Raw genomic sequence first — 18873 nt, 5'->3', positions numbered from 1 at the left:
GGGGGGTCGGCTGACGGCTTGCGGCTGGATCGTGGGCCGTTACGCGCGTCGGCCGACGACCCTGACTGCGGCCCGTCGGCTGGGGGACGACCCGAGCGGTGCCTGGCGCACCGTCAGCGGTCTGGTGCCGGCCGGCTTCGTCGCCGGGTTCCTCTCCGTCAGCCGACCGCACCTCGGCGGCCCCCGACCAGCACGGCCAGTTCGCGGTGCCGACCGCGGGCTCCGCGTCCGCCCAGCGCGCCGACGCCGATGCCCGCACGCCCCTGCGCGGCGCGGGCGTATCACCGTCACCGCCACCGCCCGAAGGCCGCCGGGTCGGCGTACCTCGCGAGGCGACCGGCCCGCCCCCACCCGCCCGTGTCCGGCCGCGGCGGCGCGGCCCACGCAAGGCGCGGCCAGTCCTCCGCGCTCCCTCCACCAACGTCGTGCCGCACACCCACGACGCCTGGCCGCAGGGGCGCCATATGCAGAGCCTCGTCCTGGGCGGCGTGATCGGTGGTGTCGCCGGCATGCTGCAGCCGATCCAGGTGCAGTCGGTGAACCCGGACAGCTTCGATCCGGCCGTCACGTTCTTCCTCTATACCCGGCTCGTGCTGGGCGGCGTCGGGCGGATCCTGGGCCCGGTCGTCGGCTCGGTGCTGTTCTGGTTCCTGCCGACCTTCCTCGACAGCGCGCTGCGGCAGGCCATCGACGCGGACCATGTGTCGCCGGAGCTGATCAGTCAGGCGGAGGTCGGGGCCGTGCGCTTCGCGCTGGTCGGCCTCGCCCTGATCCTGCTGGTCGTGTTCCGGCCGCAGGGCATCCTGGGAAGCCGGAAGGAGATGGTGCTCAGTGTCCGCTGACGCCGCAGGCACCACGGCAGCCGGCCACCCGCTCGCCGGAGCCGCTCCCGAGCTCGGGGTGAGCAAGCCGGAGCCGCTGCTCGTCCTGGACGGGGTGAGCCGTACCTTCGGCGGTCTCGTCGCCGTCGACATCGAGCATCTGGAGTTCCAGCGCGGCGTCATCACCGCGCTCATCGGGCCCAACGGCGCCGGGAAGACGACACTGTTCAACGTGGTGAGCGGGTTCGACCGGGCCGACGGCGGCCGCTGGACGTTCGACGGGCAGCCGATCAGCGGCAGGCCGGCGTACGAGGTGGCGCGGCGCGGACTGGGTCCGCACCTTCCAGCTCACCCGGACGCTGGACCGGCTCACCGTGCTGGAGAACATGAAGCTCGCGGCGACCGGCCAGGTCGGCGAGCGGCTGCTGCCCGCCCTGCTGCCGCCGCTGTGGCGCCGACAGGAGCGGGAGATCGAGAGCCGGGCCGAGGAACTGCTCGACCGGTTCCGGCTGGGGCAGCTGCGCCACGACTACGCCGGCACGCTCTCCGGCGGGCAGCGCAAACTGCTGGAGCTGGCCCGCGCGTTGATGGTCCGGCCGACCATGGTGCTGCTCGACGAACCGATGGCCGGGGTGAACCCGGCGCTCACCCAGACGCTGCTCGGGCACATCACCGAACTGCGGGACGGCGGACTGACCGTGTGCTTCGTCGAGCACGACATGGATGTGGTGATGGGCATCAGCGACTGGGTGGCCGTCATGGCCGGCGGCCGCCTGGTGGCCGAGGGGCCGGTGCTGGTGGCCGACGGGATCGTCGCCGGCTACCTGCCCGGAGTCGATGTGCTGCGCGGCTGCAGCGTCGAGGTGCGGCCCGGTGAGCTGGTCGGTGTGATCGGTCCCAACGGAGTCGGCAAGTCGACGCTGATCAAGGCGGTGTTCGGCCTGCTGCCGGTGCGCACCGGGACCGTGCGGCTGCACGGGGCGGACGTGACGAACCGGCCCGCGCACGAGCAGGTCCGCCGGGGCGTCGGATACGTACCGCAGCTGCAGAACGTGTTCCCCGCGCTCACCGTCGAGGAGAACCTGCGGATGGGCACGTATCTGCGGCCCAAGGCCACCTACGTCAACGCCACCCAGGCACAGATCTGGGACTGCTCAGGCGGACGCAACCAGACCTTCCAGCAGACCTCGCGCGGTGAACTCGTCGTCTACGGCAACAAGTGTCTCGACGCCGACAACAACGGCACCACGAACGGCACCAAGGTCGTCATCTGGGACTGCACAGGCGGCACCAACCAGAAGTGGACCGTCAACTCCGACGGCACCATCACCAACAACCTCTCCGGCCTCTGCCTGGACGCCTCCGGAGCGGCAACCGCCAACGGCACAGAACGGATCAGCTGTAGAAGTTCTTCTGCCATCTGTGCCTGGCCAGCAGCGCGAGTTCCTCGTCAGTCAGCGGCGTGCCTCCGCGACCGCGGCATTGCGTTCCACGTTCGCCAGTGACCGCATCCCGACGATGACCGTGGAGACCGCCCGCCCGGCGAGCGCGAACCGCAGTGCGGTGGACGCGAGCTCGTCGACGCCGACCCCCAGGCCGGCGAGGAGGGCGTCCACGCGCTTCTCGACCTGGGCGGGCCGGTCGTCCCTGAAGTACCAGTTACGCCAGTCGCCCTCGGGGAAGGTGACACCCGTACGGATGGAGCCCGTCAGCGCCCCCTCGTCGAGTACGACCCGCCCGATCACCCCCACGCCGTACTCCTCGCAGGCCGGCAGCAGGTAGTCCGACGGGGCCTGCTCGAAGATGTTGTAGATGACCTGGACCGCGTCCAGCACCCCGGTGCGCAGCACTTTGAGCACGTTCTCGGGCTGGTGGTCCTTGACGGAGATCCCGAAGAACCTGATCTTCCCCTCCTGTTTGAGGGCGTCCGCCGTCTCCAGCCAGTCGCCCCGGCCGGTCCACGCGTCCTCCCAGGTGTGCAGCTGAAGGAGGTCGACGTGGTCGCGACCGAGCTCGCGAAGGCTGGTCTCCAGGCTCTCGCGGAGGTGCGCGCCAGGGAACGCCTCCATGGGGTCGAGCCCGCTGGGCGCCAGAGAGACCGGGACCTTCGGCCCGACCTTCGTCGCCACGTACACGCCGTCACCGCCGCCCGGGAGTTCCCTCAGCGCACGGCCGACGACGCGCTCGCTGCGGTCGTACGCCCTGGCGGTGTCGATGAAGTTGACGCCCAGGCCGAGGGCACGGTGCAGGGCACGGACGCCGGAGTCGTCGTCGGCGCCAACCCAGGCGCCCTGGCCAAGCCCCCAGGCGCCGTAGCCGATCTCGGACACGGTCAGCCCGGTACGGCCGAGTTCCCGATAACGCATGTGCTGTTCAGACCCCTTGCTGACGGTCCACGGCGAGGGCCGCTCTGCGCGTGCCCCTCAATGCCACGACTTGCCCGCACGACCGTACAGACGGTGGCATTCGGTCACCACCTGCGGAGGATCACTGAAACTTTCGCTCGCAGTGGCCGCTGGTCGCCTCCAGGGCGCCGGCGGCCGCACTCCTGCTCTCCACGGCGTGGGGCCGAGCGCACCGAGGCGGTCACGACGCCCCCTCTCCGCCGGCAGGATCGCCACGACTTCCCAGCTCCGGCGGTCGGAGCGGGGTCCCGTGCGCAGCTTGCCGCCGAGCGCGGTGACCCGTTCGGTGAGGCCGACCAGGCCGAAGCCGCCGCCGCGCGGCCTCGGCGGCGTCCACGGTGTGCCACCGCGGCGCGTTCGACGTCGTTCAGGATGCCGCCCGGACGATCGGGTTCCGTGGTGGCGAGGCGTTCGGCCCGCTGTGTCTCGGTGACCGCGACGCGGCGGCGGTGGTCCAGGGTCCGTAGGAGGACTCCGGAGGAACCCACGACGAAGACGAGGTTCACAGTCCGAACAGCCCAGCCGCGTTGTCGTGGCACACCGCCCGCAGCCACTCCTCTCCGAGCCCCAGCCGCTCCAGGGCGTGGAGCTGGTGCACGTAGGGATAGGGGATGTTGGGGAAGTCGGAGCCGAGCAGGATGCGGTCGCCCAGTCCGGCCAGCCGCGGCAGGGCCCGGCGGGGGAACGGCATGAACCCCTCGGTGAAGTCGGTGAACGCCATCGTCGTGTCCAGCCGCACCTCCTGGTACCGCTCGGCGAGGCCGAGGAACTCCTCGCACTCGGGCATCCCCAGATGCGCGACGACCAGCCGCAGCCGGGGGTGCCGCGCCAGCAACTGCGCGATCGGCTCGGGGCCGGTGTGCTTGCCGGACGCCGGCCCGGAGCCGCAGTGGATCACTATGGGTATCCGGGCCTCGGCCAGCAACCCCCATGCCTGCTGGAGGAGTTCGTCGGCCGGGTCGTACGCCCCCACCTGCACATGCGCCTTGAAGACGCGCGCGCCCGCCTCGACGGCCTCCCGGACGTATTCCTCGACGCCCGGCTCTGGGTAGAGGGTGGCGGTGTGCAGACAGTCGGGGGTACGGCGGGCGAAGTCGGCCGCCCAGCCGTTGAGCCACCGGGCCATGCCCGGCTTGTGCGGGTAGAGCAGCGCGGTGAAGGCCCGTACGCCGAACTCCCGGAGCAGGGCCGTCCGTTCCGCCTCCTCCTTCCGGTAGGTGATCGGCCACTCGAGCCCACCGGTCAGCGGTCCGAGCGCGTCGAAGTAGTCCCAGACCTTGCGCAGGACGCGCTCGGGCATGAAGTGCGTGTGGACGTCGACCAGCCCGGGAAGACCGAGCCGACCCCAGAAGCGGCGGACCTCACCGGCCTCCTCACCCAGAGGCACGTCACGCACGGCCCCTCGCGACCCCGTGGCTGCGCTCGGCCCTGGCGACCCGGCACAGCACAGAGGGCCGGGGGCGGGGGTGGGTTCGGCGGAACCGGCAGGATCGACAGGTGCCATGCGATGATCGTTCACGTCGCCCACGATCGATCCTGCTGGGGTGGCGGGTCTACTCCTTGGCGCAAGGGATCCGGGAGGAATCGATCACCTGGCCCTCCGACTGTGTGGACCGGGCGTCAGAAACAAGGCCGACTGCAACGTGCGCATCCGTGTCCCGGGGCGGAACGGGTCCCGGCACTCGACCCGGAACGCCGCTTTCCGAACATGTTCGAGCCGGTGCACGGCTCCGCCCCGGGCATGGCCGGGCATGGCCTGGCCAACCCGATCGGCGCGGTCGGCAGCAAGGCGCTGATGCGGACACACTTCGGACTGGCCAACCAGGCCACCCGCCTGCGCAAGGCGATCGAGGCGAACACCGGGATCGGCACCCTGACCCGCGACGTCCGCGGTACCGCCTCCACCGAGGAGGTCACCAAGGCCCGCTACGCCGCCTACCAGGCAGCCATGAAGACCCAGGTCGAGCAGGCGATGGCCAGCCCCTTCAAGGACCGGATCGTCTTCGTCCCCTACAACGGCTTCCTCACCTGCTGCAAGGCCACCGACTGCCTGCCCGACGTCATGACCTGGCACACCCTGGGCAGCCCGGCGAGCGCCCCGTGGTCACCCTGGGCGAGCGGATCATCGGTAGTCCCCGGGGGGATGCCGGCACCCCCGCCCGAGGGCGGATGGCAGGCGGAAGGTCGCCTGAGGGCGCCGGCATCCCGGTCAGGTCAGCTCGTCACCTTGAAGGTGGCGTCACTGCGCGCCGTCGTGGTGGTGATCCGGTCGAGCTTCAGTTCGTACGCGTAGTGCCGGATGTACCGGTCGGGGTAGTTGTACGACTGGAACGAGGACCATGTCGAGTCGGCGAGCCCGGCCACCTGACGGAACGTGGCGTCCGCGGCGAACTGGGTGGTGCCGTCGTTGTAGACCAGCTGGAAATCGAATCCTGCGTGCCGCAGGAAGTACCCGGGGTAGTTCACCGACTCGAAGGAGACGGTGTCGGATCCCGCCAGGCCGGGCCTCAGCCGGAACTGGGCGTCCGGGCCGGTGATGTTCTGGTCGATGCGCACGTCGAAGGCGGCGTGCCGCACGTACCGGTCCTGGAAGTTGTACGACTGGAGCCGGTTGATGGGGGTGTTCGCCCAGCGGGCGAGCACGCGGGTCTCCTCGGCGGCCGTCAGGTTCAGGATCGAGCCGTGACGCTTCTTGGTGCCGCCCAGGCTGTAGCTTCCCGACGCCGGGAGCTGGTAGGTGCCGGAGCTGGACGGGTTGGTCGTCGTGACCGGCATGTAGCCGCGGCTCGTGGCGTACTGGTCGAGGTAGAGGGTCCACTCGTTGCGGTCGCGGAACTTCATCCACATCGGGCCCTCGACGTCGGAGCCGGTCAGGCCGATGCCGGAGAGGTTGCCGAGGTTGGTCCAGGTGCCGAGGATCGAGTTGCTGCCTTCGAGTGTGATCTGGCCGTCACCGGAGGCCCGTACGTAGCGGTAGTCGCCGACGCCGGACGGCATCTCGACGATCTGGGTGTCGATGATTTCCTGGGTGCCGGGGCGCTCGATGTAGATCTGCGGGGTGGTGATGGAGCGGAAGTCGCTGGTACGGGCGTAGTAGATGCGGTGCTTCGTTGCGCCATTGAGGGGCTTGTTCGTCGCCCAGTACAGGACGTAGTCGTTGGTGGCCGGGTTCCAGATCGCCTCCGGCGCCCACGCGTTGCGCCCGTCGGGGATCGCGCCGGCGACGTTGAGCAGCCACGGCTGCGACCAGGTGACCAGGTCCGTCGACTCCCACACCACAAGATTGCGGCTGCCGTCGTTGATGGACTGGCTCCACGTCTGCCCGCAGCCGATGCACAGGTCGGTCGCGATGATCCAGTACTTGTCACCGCCCGGGGAACGCACCAGGGCGGGGTCACGCACCCCGCGCGTACCGACCGTGGAACGCAGGGCCATCCCGCCGCCGTTGAGGTCGGACCAGTTCAGCCCGTCCGTGCTGTGCGAGAAGTAGATCTGCTGATTGGTCGACCCCTCCCCGATGAAGTGCGTCATCAGGTAGCCCGGGTCAGCGGCGGCCGCCCGGTCCGGTGTGGTCAGGGCTTGGCCTGTGAAGAGCAAGGCGACGGCGACCAATATCGCCGCCAGCCGGGAGACAAGCACAGACATATGCGTTTGCTGCCTTTCTGCGGGTGCCACGGTTGGGTGGGAGTGGGGGGTGGGGGTCAAGATCGGTCGCCGCTCCGAGGCGGCACCGTGTACTGCGGGACTTCGCGCCCTGCCGGTCAGCGAGCCGGGGAATCGGGTGCCAGCGGGTCGATGCCCAGCAGGTGGCCGGTGCTGTTCGAGGGTGGCTGGGACGCTTGCGAACCATGACCTGCCCGGCGGCCCGGCTGTCGGCTCCCTTGGCCACCCGCACAGCAGAGCCGTGCGGGTGGCCTGGCGAGCGAGGGGATGCGCTCAGGCCCAGGGGCTGACCGCCCTGAAGGAACTGTCGGCGCGGAAGGTGGCGTTGTCCTGGTAGGCGTCGACGCGCAGCTCGTAGTTGTAGTGGCGGAGGTAGCGGCCGGGGTAGTTGTAGGACTCCAGGCTGATCGAGCCGGTGGCCGAACCCGGCCGGGCGCAGTAGGTGGCGTCCTTGTTGAAGAGCGTCGTGCTGTTGCTCGCGTCGAAGCGGACCCGGTAGTCCTTGTGGCGCAGGTAGCGGCCGGAGGAGTCACGGAACGAGTAGCACTTGGAGTCGGCCAGGCCGGGCACGACGGTGAAGGTGGCGCTCTGCTTGACCGCCGTGGTGCTGGAGGAGGTCACCGGGTCGAGGTACCCGAGGCTGTCGGAGCGGACGGCGGCGTAGCGGCCGGTGAAGTTGACCGACTGAAGCGAGCGGGTGGTGTTCGTCGGCAGGGCGGTGCCGCCGGAGACCGGGTCGATGCTGCTCAGGGTGGGGACTACCTTCTTGATCAGACCGCCTGAGTCGAACTCCAGCTTGTCGATGGTGGTTTCGCGGTGGGTGCCGTCACCGCCGGGGATGGCGAAGCGGTGGTAGACGATGTACCAGTCGTCGGTGTTCGGCACCTGCACCACGGAGTGGTGGCCGGGCCCCTTGATGCCGAGGGCGAGGTCCTTCTCCAGGATGACGCTTCGCTTGGTCCAGGGGCCGGTGGGCGAGGAGCCGGTGGCGTAGGCGACCCGGTAGTTCTCGTCACGCGTGTCGTTCTCCGACCACATGAAGTAGTAGGTGCCGTTGCGCTTGACGACGAAGGCGCCCTCTCTGTAGCCGCTGGGGGTGATGTCGGTGACCTTGGAGGCGTCGAAGGAGACCATGTCGTCGTTGAGCGGGACGACGTAGGCGCGGCCGTTGCCCCAGTAGAGGTACGACTGGCCGTCGTCGTCGGTGAAGACCGCCGGGTCGATCATCTGGCCCGTGTAGTCACCGGCCTTCAGCAGCGGCTTGCCCAGGGCGTCCGTGAACGGGCCGGTCGGCGAGGCGGAGACCGCGACACCTATGTTGGCGTCGGCGCAGAAGTAGAAGTAGTACTTGCCGTTCTTCGCCTCGATCGCCGGCGCCCAGGCCCTGCTGTCGGCCCAGGAGACGTCCGGTCCCAGGTCGAGGATGACGCCGTGGTCCTGCCAGTGGACCAGGTCTTTGGAGGAGTACGCCTTGAACTTGGTGCCGCTCCAGCCCGCGAAGCCGTCGGTGGTCGGGTAGATGTAGTAGGTGTCGCCGAACCTGATGATGTTCGGGTCGGCGTTGAGACCCGGCAGGACGGGGCTCTTCATGACCAGCGCCTCGACCGTCCAGGTGCGCTTCGCACCGTCCGCGCCGGTCACCTCGTACGTCACGGGTGCGGTGAAGTCGCGCGGGGTGCCGGAGGCCGGGCTGACGGACGCGCCGCTGGCGAGGGTGAACTGCGGGGCGAGCTCGGTGAGGTCGGTGCCCTCGGCCAGCGGGAGAGTGATCTTGCTGCCCGCGTCGTCGATGATGGCGTCGACCTTCAGCGCGGAGTGCGTGGCCGTGGCGATGCCCGTGGTGTTCCCGCTGAGGTCGAGAACCTCGCTGGGCGCCAGTGCGCGGCTGTAGACCCGGAAGTCGCGGATCTTGCCCTTGAAGAGCTTGTCACTGGTGAAGACCGACTTGCCGATGTGGTTGGCCGTGGTGGTGCCGGATCCGATGGAACCGGGGGTGGTGGTGACCGACGTGTTGCGGGCCACCTCCACGCCGTCCCTGTAGAGGACGCCCGTGTTGCCGGTCTGGGTGTAGGTGACGTGCTTCCAGACCGAGCGCTGCAGCGCGCCGGAGGCCCCGGTGTTCTGCTCGGTGTTGTAGTCCCCGGAGGCGATGGCGGTCCGGAAGGAGTTGCCGGTGGTGAACAGGTACCCGTTGCCACTGCCGTTGGAGGTGTTGCCGAAGCCGTAGAGGAAGTACGGCGTGGCCTGGGCGGCGTCGATCTGCACGTCCATCGAGACGGTGATCGAGTTCATGCCGCTCATGATGTTGTCCGGCACCTTGATGTAGGTGTCGGAGCCGTTGAACGAGAGCCCTTCCCCGGCACCCGACCAGCCCGCGGTGCCGTTGACGGTGCCGTTCCGGCCGTTGCCCGAGGCGTCCACTGCCACGGTGCCCGACGTGGCGTCGAGCTTGTACCAGAGAGCCAGGCCGTCGGTGATCTCCGCCGCCTGGGCGGGAGCCGCCGGGCCGACGACGCCCACCAGGAGCGAGGCGGCGGCCGCGGCGACCAGAGCGCCCGGCCAGAATCCGAATCTTCGGCGGCCCTGAGGTCTCACGCTGTACATGGGTTCACATCCCCTGAAGAAGACATGCCGGAGGTGGGGGCGCGAGGCCTCGGCTGAGGTGCCGGCGTTCCGCCCGTCTGGCATCGCGTTGGTGAGTGTGAATTGCGGCACGATCAACGTCAATACTTTTCGAACGACGTCCGACAGGCCGAACGGTTTCCTTCCGGCTCGGCAGCCGGTTCGCCCGTTCTCGCGTCATCGGTGTCGGAGCCCTCGGTGAACGCGGGGTTCGTCCGTCAGCTCCGCCTGTCCGGCCTGTCCGGCCTGTCCGGCCTGTCCGGCCTGTCCGGCGTTCCGCGAACCCGTCGCCGATCCAAGGGTGTTGGAGAACGCGACCGTGATCGTGCGCCCCGCGGGACGCTCGGATGTCAGCCGCGCGTGTCCTGCGGGGTGACGAGGTCTGCTTCTGGGGCCGGCAGGAGCCGGGAGGGGGACACGGTGAACCCGACCGTGGCGCCGCCTCCCGACCGTGTTCTCGCGAAGACGGTCCCGCCGTGCGCCTCCGCCACGTCACGGACGATGGCCAGGCCGAGCCCGGACCCGGGCAGGCCGTGGGCGATGTCGGCCCGGTAGAAACGGTCGAACACCCGCTCCGCGTCCGCCGCGTCGATGCCCGGCCCCCGGTCGGAAACGGTGATCGTGCCTCGACGGATGTGTACGTCGATGGGTTCGTCGCCGTCACCGTCGAACTTGGCGGCGTTCTCCAGCAGGTTGCTCACGGCCCCCTTACCTCTGGCCGGGCGGCAGGTCCACCTGGCCGTCGGCAGTGCGCCCCGTGTCGCCCGACCTCAGAGGCAACACCGCGTACACGACTCATCACTTGACGTGAGGAGCATGTAACTCCGCCTTATTCCGGATGACTTGGTTCGGTAATTGCTCCTGGCTGAAGTTGTCCTCACAAGCAGCGGCGAGGTGTCAAGGCCTCGGCGCCTCGCATGGAGGACTTCATGCCTGAGATCTATTTCCATGTGCGCTGGCCCGATGGTGTGACCCAGCGCTGCTACTCCCCCTCCACGGTAGTCGAGGACTACCTCGTGGCCGGCCGCGAGTACGAGCTCACCGACTTCGTGGAGCGCAGCCGCACAGCGCTCGGTATCGCCGGTGAGCGGGTGAAGGAGAAGTTCGGCTTCTACTGCACCGGCGCCTCCGACCAGCTCGCCCAGATCGAGCGGACCGCCGTCGTGTATGCGGCCGCCGACGGGGCCAAGGTCACCGTCGAGTCCCTGGTCAACGCAGACGGGAGCAGGCGATGAGCCCCACGGTAAGGCCGGCCGGAGCTCTGCCCCACAGCCTGAAGGACATGGGAGGTACCCCCATCCCGGTGGCCGTGATCGGCGGCGGACAGGCCGGTCTGTCGGTCAGCTACCACCTGCGGCAACGAGGTATCGACCACGTCGTGGTCGAGGCGAACCGGGTCGGCCACGAGTGGCGCGAGCGCCGCTGGGACTCCTTCTGCCTGGTCACCCCGAACTGGCAGTGCAAACTGCCGGGCTTCCCCTACCGGGGGGACGATCCGGACGGGTTCATGGTCCGGGACGAGATCATTCAGTATCTCCAGGACTACGTGGCCTTCTTCCGGCCGCCGCTGGTGGAGGGCGTATCGGTGACCGGGCTGCGACGCGCCGCCGACGGCCACTTCGAAGTAGTCACCACGGAAGGGGAGTTCACCGCCGAACAGGTGGTGGTGGCCACCGGCCCGTACCACGCCCCGTCCATCCCGCGGATGGCCGAGCGGCTGCCCTCCCACGTCGAGCAGATCCACTCCTCCCGCTACCGCAACGCGGACCAGCTCCCCGAGGGCGGCGTCCTGGTCGTCGGTACCGGTCAGTCCGGCTGCCAGATCGCCGAAGATCTGCATCTGGCCGGACGGCAGGTCCACCTGGCCGTCGGCAGTGCGCCCCGTGTCGCCCGCTTCTACCGCGGCCGGGACTGTGTGGCCTGGCTCGACGACATGGGCCACTACGCGAAGAACATCGACGAGTTCGACGACGCCAGTGCAGTCCGGATGCGGGTCAACCACTACGTCACCGGGCGCGACGGCGGGCGCGACATCGACCTGCGGGCCTTCGCCCGGGACGGCATGCGCCTGTACGGGCGGCTGACCGGGATCGACGGTGCGGGGCTGGGGTTCGCGGACGACCTGAAGGTCAACCTGGACCGGGCGGACGCGGTGGCCGAGGGCATCAAGGACGCCATCGACGCCCACATCACGGCGCAGGCGATCGAGGCCCCCGTCGAGCCACGGTACGTGCCGGTGTGGGAGCCCTCCGGGCACGTGCCCGAACTCGATCTGGCCGAGGCGGGTGTCACCTCCGTCGTCTGGGCCACGGGCTTCACTCGCGATCACCGGTGGATCGAGATACCCGTCTTCGACGGCCGCGGCTACCCCATGCACTGGCGCGGCGCGACGAGCACACCCGGCCTGTACTTCCTGGGTCTGCCCTGGCAGTACTCATGGGGCTCCGGCCGCTTCGAAGCGGTGGGCCGGGACGCCGAGTTCCTCGCCGACCACATCGACACCAGCCGCCGCCTCGCCGACGTGTGCGGCGCCCTCACCGGAGCGCCGGCCTCCGTCGCCTCCGCCCTTCCCCTGGGCTGACAGGAACCACAGTCATGGTCTACGACGCACACCGCCACATCGGCGTCCTGCCCGCCTACCCGTTCTACGGCGGGCCGCCCGTCAACCCGGACACCACCGCCCGCGCCACCGTCAAGCAGCTCGTCGCCGACCTCGACGACGAGGGCACCGAACGCGCCCTCGTCATCCCCAACTACGGCGTCCCCGACTCCGCCGTCGCCTTCTCCTTCAACGAGCTGGCGATCGAGGCGGCCCAGAGCGACGACCGCATCCGGGCCGGACTGTGGGTATCCCCTCGCCCCGAGGACGCCGAACGCACCGAGCAGGCCCTCGCCCTGGCGGGAGAGGACGGCGTACGAGCCCTGAAGCTCAGCTTCCTGCTCGGCGGCCGCCCCACGGACCCGGCCTGCCGCCCGCAACTGGACCGGATCTTCCGGACGGCACAGGAGCACGGGCTGGTCGTCCATGTCCACACCTCCCCGGGTGCCGCGTCCGACATCGACGAGGTCGGCCACCTCGTCGACTGGTACGCCGACCAAGTCCCCGTCCACCTCGTGCACTTCGGCGGCGGGATGAGCGGTCACATCAAGCTCGTCGGCTCTCGCTTCTTCGACTGGATCGAGTCCGGCAAGCGCGTCTACACCGACCTCTCCTGGGCCATCGGCTTCACGCCGCGCTGGCTGGCCCGGGAGATCGAGCGCCGCGGCATCGGCCACGACCGGGTGCTCTTCGCCAGCGACCAGCCGTGGGGCGACTTCACGGGCGAGTACGCCCGCCTCGCCGAAGCGGCCGGCGGCGGCGAACTCGGCGAACTCGTCTTCAGGGACACCTTCGCCACGCTCTACGACTGACCGGCCCCACCCCGTTTCCCCACCAAGCAAGTACCAAGAATCAAGTACCAAGCAAGGAGACAGCCATGTCCGAAACCACCTCCACCGCCGAGCTCACCGAGGTCGAGCAGAAGTCCCTCAACGAGATCCAGCACCCCTCCCTGCCCGAGGGCTCCAGCATCTACGGTTCCACCAAGGTCTTCCCCGACTACCAGGCCGAGAACGGCGAAACGTACTTCACCCTGGTCCACGGCCTCGCCCACGAGTCCTCGGTCTCCTTCGTCGCCGTGCTCCAGGCCACCCGGGCCCTGCGCAAGGGCTTCGAGACCGCCATCTACTTCTACGGCCCCGGCTCCCTCAACTGTCTTGCCACGCGCGGCTTCCCGACCGTCGGCAACTCGGCCTTCCCCGGCGAGCACAACATCAACAACCAGCTCAAGACGTTCATCGCCGAGGGCGGCAAGGTCTACTGCTGCCGCTTCGGACTGTCCCTGCACGGTGCCCGCGAGGAGGACCTCATCGAGGGCGTCATCCCCACCCACCCCCTCGACGTCCAGGACGCGCTGATCCACTACGCGCGCAAGGGCGCCATCATCAACTCCACCTACCAGCTGTAAGGGGCACGCCGTGAGCGTTGGCACCGAGCCGACAGTGACAGAGCGTACGGCGGTGGACGTGCGGATCACGACCCGCGCCGAACTCGCCCTGCGCGGCATCCGTCAGGACGTTGAGGTCGAACGGCCGGACGGCGCGGGCCCCAGCGACGACGGACACGTCCTCGTCGACGGCGCCAACGCCGCACTCCCCCGCAACCCCGACAGCCCCTACACAGTCCGCGACGGCAAGGTCTGGCTCGGCGACGAGACCGGAGCCCTCACCGACACCGGGCTCTCCCTCATCCCCGTACGACGGCCCAGGTTCTACGACCTGACGACGGCCGACGGCACCCGGTACGAGCAGATCGCCCGGCTGCACGGCTCCGACGTCCTGGCCACCACCGTCGTCCAGACCTGCATCCGCTACGCCGAGGCCGACCGCTGCCGCTTCTGCACCATCGAGGAGTCCCTGCGCTCGGGCGCCACCGTCGCCGCCAAGACCCCGGCGCAGCTCGCCGAAGTCGCCGAGGCGGCGGTCCGGCTGGACGGCGTGCAGCAGATGGTGATGACCACGGGCACGACCACCGGCCCGGACCGGGGTGCCCGCAATCTCGTCCGGTCGGTGCGCGCCGTCCTCGAAGCGGTGCCCGGACTGCCCATTCAGGTGCAGTGCGAGCCGCCCGGGAACCTCGCGTGGATACGTGAGTTGCACGAAGCCGGTGCCACCGCCATCGGTATCCATGTCGAGTCCCTCGACGACGAGGTGCGGCGGCGCTGGATGCCCGGCAAGTCGACCGTCCCGATGGCCGAGTACGAGGCCGCGTGGGACGAGGCGGTACGGGTCTTCGGGCCCAACCGGGTCTCCACGTACCTGCTCGTCGGGCTCGGCGAGGACCCGGACGAGCTCGTCGCGGGGGCCGGGAAGTTGATCGACCGAGGGGTGTACCCGTTCGTCGTCCCGTTCCGGCCGATGCGTGGCACGCTCGCCGCCCGCGACGGAATCGAGGCCCCGAGCGCGGAACTGCTGAGGTACGTCACCGAAGGCGTCGCCGCGAAACTGCGCGCGGCCGGGATGAGCGGCGCCGACCAGAAGGCCGGTTGCGCGGCCTGCGGGGCGTGCAGCGTGCTCAAAATGGCAGGCGGGTGACGATGTACCTCGACGGATCCAGCGCACCGCCGGCGGCCGACCGTCCGGTCGACGTCCTGGCGCTTCTCGGAGACCGCAGCACCCTGGCGCGACAGCCCCTCTTCCACATCGAACAGGCATGTTCAGCAGCCGAGTTGTCCGACTACCGGCGCCTGCGCCGGGAGGCCTTCGTCCACGAGCAGGGGCTCTTCACCAGCCATGACCTGGACGACCGGGACACCGACCCCCGCACCCTCGTCCTGGTCGCCAAGGACCAGGACGGCACCGTGGTGGGCGGCGTACGCCTCGGACCGGTCGACGACGGTCCCGACATCGGCTGGTGGCAGGGCGGCCGCCTCGTCGTGGCCCGCCGGGCCCGCGGCCCGTACGGCATCGGCGCGGCACTGGTCCGCGCGGCCTGCGCCCGTGCGGAGGCCGAAGGGGTCCTGCGCTTCGACGCGACCGTCCAGGCCCGTAACGAGGTCCTCTTCAAGCGGCTCGGCTGGCGCTCCGTACGCGAGATCGAGGTCGCGGACGCGCCGCACATGCTGATGCGCTGGCCGATCGGCCGGATCGCGGCACAGGCAGCGGCTGCCAAGTCCGCACTCGGGCCGCTCCTCGCGGCCCTCCACGGACCGGCTGCCCTCGGCGGCGCCGGGTTCGTCGGCGACGACGGCGCCCCCGTCCCGGGCACCGATGTGATCGCCGCGTGCGACGCGATCGTGCCGTCGATGGTCGAACGCGATCCGGGCTGGGCGGGCTGGTGCTCGGTCCTCGTCAACATCAACGACCTTGCCGCGATGGGCGCTTCACCGATCGGCCTGCTCGATGCCGTCGGTGCCAAGGACGCGGCGCATGCCGCGCGGGTCCTCGACGGGCTCGGCCGGGCGGCACGAGCGTACGGTGTGCCGGTCCTGGGCGGGCACACTCAACTCGGCGTACCCGCGGCGCTGTCCGTGACCGCGCTGGGCCGCACGAACCATCCGGTGCCCGGGGGCGGCGGACGGCCCGGTCACTCGGTGCGGCTCACCGCCGACCTCGGCGGCGGCTGGCGCACCGGCTACCGGGGCCGTCAGTGGGACTCGTCCACCCATCGCCGTACGGACGAACTGCGCGCCCTGACCGGCGCGGTGGCCGCCGCCCGGCCCGCCGCCGCGAAGGACGTGTCGATGGCCGGGATCGCCGGCACGCTCGGCATGCTCGCCGAGGCGAGCGGTTGCCGCGCCGTCCTCGACGTGGCCGCCGTACCGCGCCCGAGGGCCGTGCCCATGGGTGACTGGCTCACCTGCTTCCCCGGCTTCGCGATGCTGACGGCCGACGAGCCGGGCTCCGTACCGCTGCCCGCCGGGCCCGCCACGGGGGCCGTGTGCGGGGAGCTGACCGAAGGACAAGGCGTCGGGCTGTGCTGGCCCGACGGAGAGATCACAGACGCGGTCGCGTCCACCGTGACCGGAATGGGGACCGCATGACCACCCTGCGCATGGCCGCCGTCGCCGCCGAGTTCGGCCGCGACCTCGAAGAGGACTTCGCGATCGCCGAGCGGCTGATCAAGGAGGCCCGGGCCGACGGCGTACGCCTGCTCGCCCTGCCCGAAGCCTGTCTCGGCGGCTATCTGCTCAGCCTCGACAATGACACGGACCTCGACGCGGGTCCGCCCGCGCTCGCCCTCGACGGCCCCGAGATCCGCCGGCTGGCCGCGCTGGCGGGCGAGATGACCGTCGTCGCCGGTTACTGCGAGGCCGGCACGGACGGACGGCGCTACAACAGCGTCGTGTGCGTCAACGGTGACGGCGTTCTCGGCAACCACCGCAAGGTTCACCAGCCGCTCAGCGAGGACGCCAGCTACGCCTCCGGCGACGGCTTCCACGCCTTCGAGACACCGGTCGGCCGGATCGGCATGATGATCTGCTACGACAAGGCGTTCCCGGAGTCGGCGCGCGCCCTCGCGCTGGACGGTGCCGAGATCGGCGTGGTCGTCTCGGCCTGGCCGGGCGCGCGGACCAACGCCACCACCGATCTCGCGGGTGACCGCTGGAAGCGGCGCTTCGACCTGTTCGACCGGGCCCGCGCGCTGGAGAACCAGATCGTGTGGGTCTCCGCCAACCAGGCGGGTACGTTCGGGTCGCTACGCTTCGTCGGCAGCGCCAAGGTCGTCGACCCCGGCGGTGACATACTCGCGGACACCGGTGTCGGCGCGGGCCTGGCGGTTGCCGAACTCGACGTCGCCCAGGCCCTGGAGACCGCCCGCCGCGCCATGGGCCACCTGCGCGACCGGCGCCCGGAAACCTACACGTACGCAGGAGCAGTCAGCGCATGAGCACGATCCGGATCGCGGCCGCCGCCGCCCACTTCGGCCGCGACCTGGAGTTCGACCTGGCCCGCATCGCCAAACTCATCGATGACGCCCGCAAGTCGGGCGCCGGGCTGCTCGTGCTCCCCGACGCGGCCCTCGGCGGCTATCTCGCCGATCTGCGCCACCCCGACCCGGAAGCGCTTCCCCCGGCCCTCAAGCCCGACGACCCGCTGATCCTCGAGGTCGCCCGGCTGGCCGCCGAGATGGTGGTCTGCGTCGGCTACTGCGAGGACGGTGGCGACGAGCGCTACAACGCGGCCGTCTGCGTCAGCGGCGACGGGATCCTCGGCCGCCACCGCAAGGTCCACCTCCCCGCCGGGGAAACCGCCGCGTACACCCCCGGCGACCGCTTCGACGCCTTCGACACACCCGTCGGCCGCATCGGCATGCTCATCGACTACGACAAGACCTTCCCCGAGTCCGCCCGCTCCCTCGCCCTGGACGGCGCCGAGATCCTCGCCTGCCTCTCGGCCTGGCCCACCAGCATCACCAACCGCGCCCCGCGCATGGCCCAGGACCGCCAGGCCAAGCTCTTCGACCTGTACGACCAGGCACGCGCCGCCGAGAACCAGGTCGTCCTCGCCTCCTCCAACCAGACCGGCGCCATGGGCGGTATGCGCTTCCTCGGCCAGTCCAAGGTCGTCGGACCCGGCGGCGACATCCTCGCCCGCACCTGGGCCAAGGCCGGCCTCGCCGTCGCGGAGGTGGACGTGTCCGAGGACATCGACCGCGCCCGCCGAATCCTGCGCCATCTCGACGAGCGCCGCCCGGCGGCCTACCGGGAGAACCCCTCATGACGTACCGGGAGAACCCTTCGTGAAGATCGCCCTGCTGAGCTACTCCACCAAGCCCCGTGGTGGCGTCGTCCACACCCTCGCCCTCGCCGAGGCGCTGGCCGCCACCGGGCAGGACGTCACGGTCTGGTCGCTGGGGCGGGGCGGCGACGACGGCTTCTTCCGTGCGGTCGACCCGGATGTGCGTGTACGGATCGTGCCGTTCCCCGACGGACCCGCGGCGGAGACCGTCGGAGAACGCATCCTGCGCTCCATCGCCGCCCTCCACGACGCCTTCGACCCCACCCCGTACGACGTCGTCCACGCCCAGGACTGCATCAGCGCCAACGCGGCCGGCCGCTGCGTCCGCACCGTCCACCACCTCGACCACTTCACCACGCCCGAGCTGGCGGCCTGCCACGAGCGCGCCGTCGTCGAGCCCTACGCCCACATCTGCGTATCGCGCTCGGTCGCCGGCGAACTCGCGCAGGGCTGGGGCCTGAAGGCGGAGGTCATACCCAACGGCGTGGCGTACGACCGCTTCGCCGTCACCGACCCGGCCGCCCGCGAGGCCTGGCGAACCCGCCTCGGCCGCTACGTCCTCACCGTCGGCGGTATCGAACCCCGCAAGGGCTCCCTGGACCTCCTGGAGGCGTACGCGCTCCTGCGTGCCGACCACCCGGACGTGCGGCTGGTGATCGCGGGCGGCGAGACCCTCTTCGACTACCGCGACTACCGCGCCCGCTGGGAGGAGCGCGCCATCGAACTCGGCGTCGAACCGTTCGTCCTGGGCCAGGTCCCCGAGGACGATCTCCCGCCGCTCGTCGCCACCGCGGACGCCTTCGCGTTCCCCTCCGTCAAGGAAGGCTTCGGCCTGGCCGCGATGGAGGCCCTCGCCGCCGGGGTTCCCCTGGTCGTCCGCGACCTGCCCGTCCTGCGTGAGGTGTTCGGCGCTTCCGCCCGCTTCGCCGACACCCCGCAGGACCTGGCCGACGAGCTCGGCGCGGCGCTCGCGAACGGCGACCCCGTACGCCGCAAGGCGGGCCGAGAGCTCGCCGCCCGTCACACCTGGGACGCCGCGGCCCGGCGCCACCTGAACTTCTACCGCACGCTGCGCTGAACGG

General features: G+C 70.3%; 16 protein-coding genes and 4 pseudogenes. 14 read left to right on the top strand and 6 right to left on the bottom strand.

Going from position 1 to position 18873, the window contains the following annotated elements; all coding sequences use genetic code 11:
* The first annotated feature begins 425 nt into the window (after positions 1-425).
* Positions 426-842 (top strand): ABC transporter permease subunit, encoded by a 417-nt coding sequence (locus tag AQJ91_RS23625; RefSeq protein WP_199848008.1) that lies wholly within the window; start codon positions 426-428, stop codon positions 840-842.
* Here AQJ91_RS23625 and AQJ91_RS55940 read toward each other — a convergent pair.
* On the bottom strand, positions 829-981 hold the full coding sequence (locus AQJ91_RS55940) for a hypothetical protein (RefSeq protein WP_234382844.1): 153 nt from the start codon (positions 979-981) through the stop codon (positions 829-831). The two genes, AQJ91_RS23625 and AQJ91_RS55940, sit on opposite strands and share 14 nt — an antisense overlap.
* Here AQJ91_RS55940 and AQJ91_RS58340 point away from each other — a divergent pair.
* From AQJ91_RS58340 to AQJ91_RS57410, 3 pseudogenes are all read left to right on the top strand, one after another.
* A pseudogene (locus tag AQJ91_RS58340) lies at positions 937-1140 on the top strand (ATP-binding cassette domain-containing protein); the annotation flags it as partial. The gene AQJ91_RS55940 and the pseudogene AQJ91_RS58340 sit on opposite strands and share 45 nt — an antisense overlap.
* Positions 1141-1165: 25 nt before the next feature.
* Positions 1166-1438: pseudogene (locus AQJ91_RS57415) on the top strand (ATP-binding cassette domain-containing protein); the annotation flags it as partial.
* Positions 1424-2218: pseudogene (locus tag AQJ91_RS57410) on the top strand (ATP-binding cassette domain-containing protein); the annotation flags it as partial. The pseudogenes AQJ91_RS57415 and AQJ91_RS57410, both read left to right, overlap by 15 nt.
* Before the next feature lie 57 nt (positions 2219-2275).
* Here the strand turns inward: AQJ91_RS57410 and AQJ91_RS23615 are convergent.
* Positions 2276-3187, bottom strand: coding sequence for an aldo/keto reductase (locus AQJ91_RS23615; protein ID WP_079085150.1), 912 nt, complete (start codon positions 3185-3187; stop codon positions 2276-2278).
* A gap of 541 nt (positions 3188-3728) precedes the next feature.
* Positions 3729-4730 carry an amidohydrolase family protein gene (locus tag AQJ91_RS23610; RefSeq protein WP_407696900.1) on the bottom strand — a complete coding sequence of 334 codons (1002 nt, stop codon included), beginning with the start codon at positions 4728-4730 and terminating at the stop codon, positions 3729-3731.
* Positions 4731-4934: 204 nt separating this feature from the next.
* Here AQJ91_RS23610 and AQJ91_RS55920 point away from each other — a divergent pair, with 204 nt between their 5' ends.
* On the top strand, positions 4935-5519 hold the full coding sequence (locus AQJ91_RS55920) for an isocitrate/isopropylmalate family dehydrogenase (protein ID WP_067025238.1): 585 nt from the start codon (positions 4935-4937) through the stop codon (positions 5517-5519).
* Here AQJ91_RS55920 and AQJ91_RS23600 read toward each other — a convergent pair.
* From AQJ91_RS23600 to AQJ91_RS23590, 3 genes and pseudogenes are all read right to left on the bottom strand, one after another.
* Positions 5441-6871: a glycoside hydrolase family 43 protein gene (locus AQJ91_RS23600; RefSeq protein ID WP_067025235.1), complete on the bottom strand. Its 1431-nt coding sequence runs from the start codon at positions 6869-6871 to the stop codon at positions 5441-5443. The two genes, AQJ91_RS55920 and AQJ91_RS23600, sit on opposite strands and share 79 nt — an antisense overlap.
* Before the next feature lie 291 nt (positions 6872-7162).
* Positions 7163-9457: pseudogene (locus AQJ91_RS23595) on the bottom strand (family 43 glycosylhydrolase); the annotation flags it as partial.
* A 404-nt stretch (positions 9458-9861) separates the two neighbouring features.
* Entirely contained in the window at positions 9862-10212 is a 351-nt protein-coding gene (locus tag AQJ91_RS23590; RefSeq protein WP_067025228.1) for a sensor histidine kinase, read from the bottom strand.
* A gap of 228 nt (positions 10213-10440) precedes the next feature.
* Here AQJ91_RS23590 and AQJ91_RS23585 point away from each other — a divergent pair, with 228 nt between their 5' ends.
* The 9 genes from AQJ91_RS23585 (at position 10441) to AQJ91_RS23545 (ending at position 18869) form a co-directional block, all read left to right on the top strand.
* Positions 10441-10746, top strand: a complete 306-nt coding sequence (locus AQJ91_RS23585) for an MSMEG_0570 family nitrogen starvation response protein (RefSeq protein ID WP_067025397.1) — start codon at positions 10441-10443, stop codon at positions 10744-10746.
* Positions 10747-10793: 47 nt separating this feature from the next.
* A complete protein-coding gene (locus AQJ91_RS23580) occupies positions 10794-12092 on the top strand; it encodes an MSMEG_0569 family flavin-dependent oxidoreductase (protein ID WP_067025226.1) in 1299 nt (432 codons plus the stop codon).
* A gap of 14 nt (positions 12093-12106) precedes the next feature.
* Positions 12107-12922 carry an amidohydrolase family protein gene (locus AQJ91_RS23575; RefSeq protein WP_067025223.1) on the top strand — a complete coding sequence of 272 codons (816 nt, stop codon included), beginning with the start codon at positions 12107-12109 and terminating at the stop codon, positions 12920-12922.
* Between the two features lie 65 nt (positions 12923-12987).
* Positions 12988-13518 carry an MSMEG_0572/Sll0783 family nitrogen starvation response protein gene (locus tag AQJ91_RS23570; RefSeq protein WP_067025220.1) on the top strand — a complete coding sequence of 177 codons (531 nt, stop codon included), beginning with the start codon at positions 12988-12990 and terminating at the stop codon, positions 13516-13518.
* A gap of 34 nt (positions 13519-13552) precedes the next feature.
* The gene (locus AQJ91_RS23565) at positions 13553-14644 is read left to right on the top strand and encodes an MSMEG_0568 family radical SAM protein (RefSeq protein ID WP_234382841.1); all 1092 of its coding nucleotides are present in this window, start codon (positions 13553-13555) and stop codon (positions 14642-14644) included.
* Positions 14645-14646: 2 nt separating this feature from the next.
* Positions 14647-16092: an MSMEG_0567/sll0787 family protein gene (locus AQJ91_RS23560; protein ID WP_067025216.1), complete on the top strand. Its 1446-nt coding sequence runs from the start codon at positions 14647-14649 to the stop codon at positions 16090-16092.
* Positions 16089-16940, top strand: a complete 852-nt coding sequence (locus AQJ91_RS23555; RefSeq protein WP_067025213.1) for a carbon-nitrogen hydrolase family protein — start codon at positions 16089-16091, stop codon at positions 16938-16940. The genes AQJ91_RS23560 and AQJ91_RS23555 overlap by 4 nt, the downstream gene beginning before the upstream one ends.
* Positions 16937-17773, top strand: a complete 837-nt coding sequence (locus AQJ91_RS23550) for a carbon-nitrogen hydrolase family protein (RefSeq protein ID WP_067025210.1) — start codon at positions 16937-16939, stop codon at positions 17771-17773. The genes AQJ91_RS23555 and AQJ91_RS23550 overlap by 4 nt, the downstream gene beginning before the upstream one ends.
* A 19-nt stretch (positions 17774-17792) precedes the next feature.
* The gene (locus AQJ91_RS23545; RefSeq protein WP_067025207.1) at positions 17793-18869 is read left to right on the top strand and encodes an MSMEG_0565 family glycosyltransferase; all 1077 of its coding nucleotides are present in this window, start codon (positions 17793-17795) and stop codon (positions 18867-18869) included.
* The last annotated feature ends 4 nt before the right edge of the window (positions 18870-18873 follow it).

The sequence above is a fragment of the Streptomyces dysideae genome, assembly GCF_001514305.1.
In the GTDB taxonomy this organism is placed as follows: Bacteria; Actinomycetota; Actinomycetes; order Streptomycetales; family Streptomycetaceae; genus Streptomyces; species Streptomyces dysideae.
This window is presented reverse-complemented; position numbering and strand designations above follow the sequence as displayed.

What these genes read in the sequence shown, in the direction of transcription:
- AQJ91_RS55940 (WP_234382844.1), bottom strand. Translation starts at nt 981, where the DNA reads ATGCTCGATGTCGACGGCGACGAGACCGCCGAAGGTACGGCTCACCCC.
- AQJ91_RS23615 (WP_079085150.1), bottom strand. Translation starts at nt 3,187, where the DNA reads ATGCGTTATCGGGAACTCGGCCGTACCGGGCTGACCGTGTCCGAGATC.
- AQJ91_RS23610 (WP_407696900.1), bottom strand. Translation starts at nt 4,730, where the DNA reads ATGGCACCTGTCGATCCTGCCGGTTCCGCCGAACCCACCCCCGCCCCC.
- AQJ91_RS55920 (WP_067025238.1), top strand. Translation starts at nt 4,935, where the DNA reads ATGTTCGAGCCGGTGCACGGCTCCGCCCCGGGCATGGCCGGGCATGGC.
- AQJ91_RS23600 (WP_067025235.1), bottom strand. Translation starts at nt 6,871, where the DNA reads ATGTCTGTGCTTGTCTCCCGGCTGGCGGCGATATTGGTCGCCGTCGCC.
- AQJ91_RS23585 (WP_067025397.1), top strand. Translation starts at nt 10,441, where the DNA reads ATGCCTGAGATCTATTTCCATGTGCGCTGGCCCGATGGTGTGACCCAG.
- AQJ91_RS23580 (WP_067025226.1), top strand. Translation starts at nt 10,794, where the DNA reads ATGGGAGGTACCCCCATCCCGGTGGCCGTGATCGGCGGCGGACAGGCC.
- AQJ91_RS23575 (WP_067025223.1), top strand. Translation starts at nt 12,107, where the DNA reads ATGGTCTACGACGCACACCGCCACATCGGCGTCCTGCCCGCCTACCCG.
- AQJ91_RS23570 (WP_067025220.1), top strand. Translation starts at nt 12,988, where the DNA reads ATGTCCGAAACCACCTCCACCGCCGAGCTCACCGAGGTCGAGCAGAAG.
- AQJ91_RS23560 (WP_067025216.1), top strand. Translation starts at nt 14,647, where the DNA reads ATGTACCTCGACGGATCCAGCGCACCGCCGGCGGCCGACCGTCCGGTC.
- AQJ91_RS23555 (WP_067025213.1), top strand. Translation starts at nt 16,089, where the DNA reads ATGACCACCCTGCGCATGGCCGCCGTCGCCGCCGAGTTCGGCCGCGAC.
- AQJ91_RS23550 (WP_067025210.1), top strand. Translation starts at nt 16,937, where the DNA reads ATGAGCACGATCCGGATCGCGGCCGCCGCCGCCCACTTCGGCCGCGAC.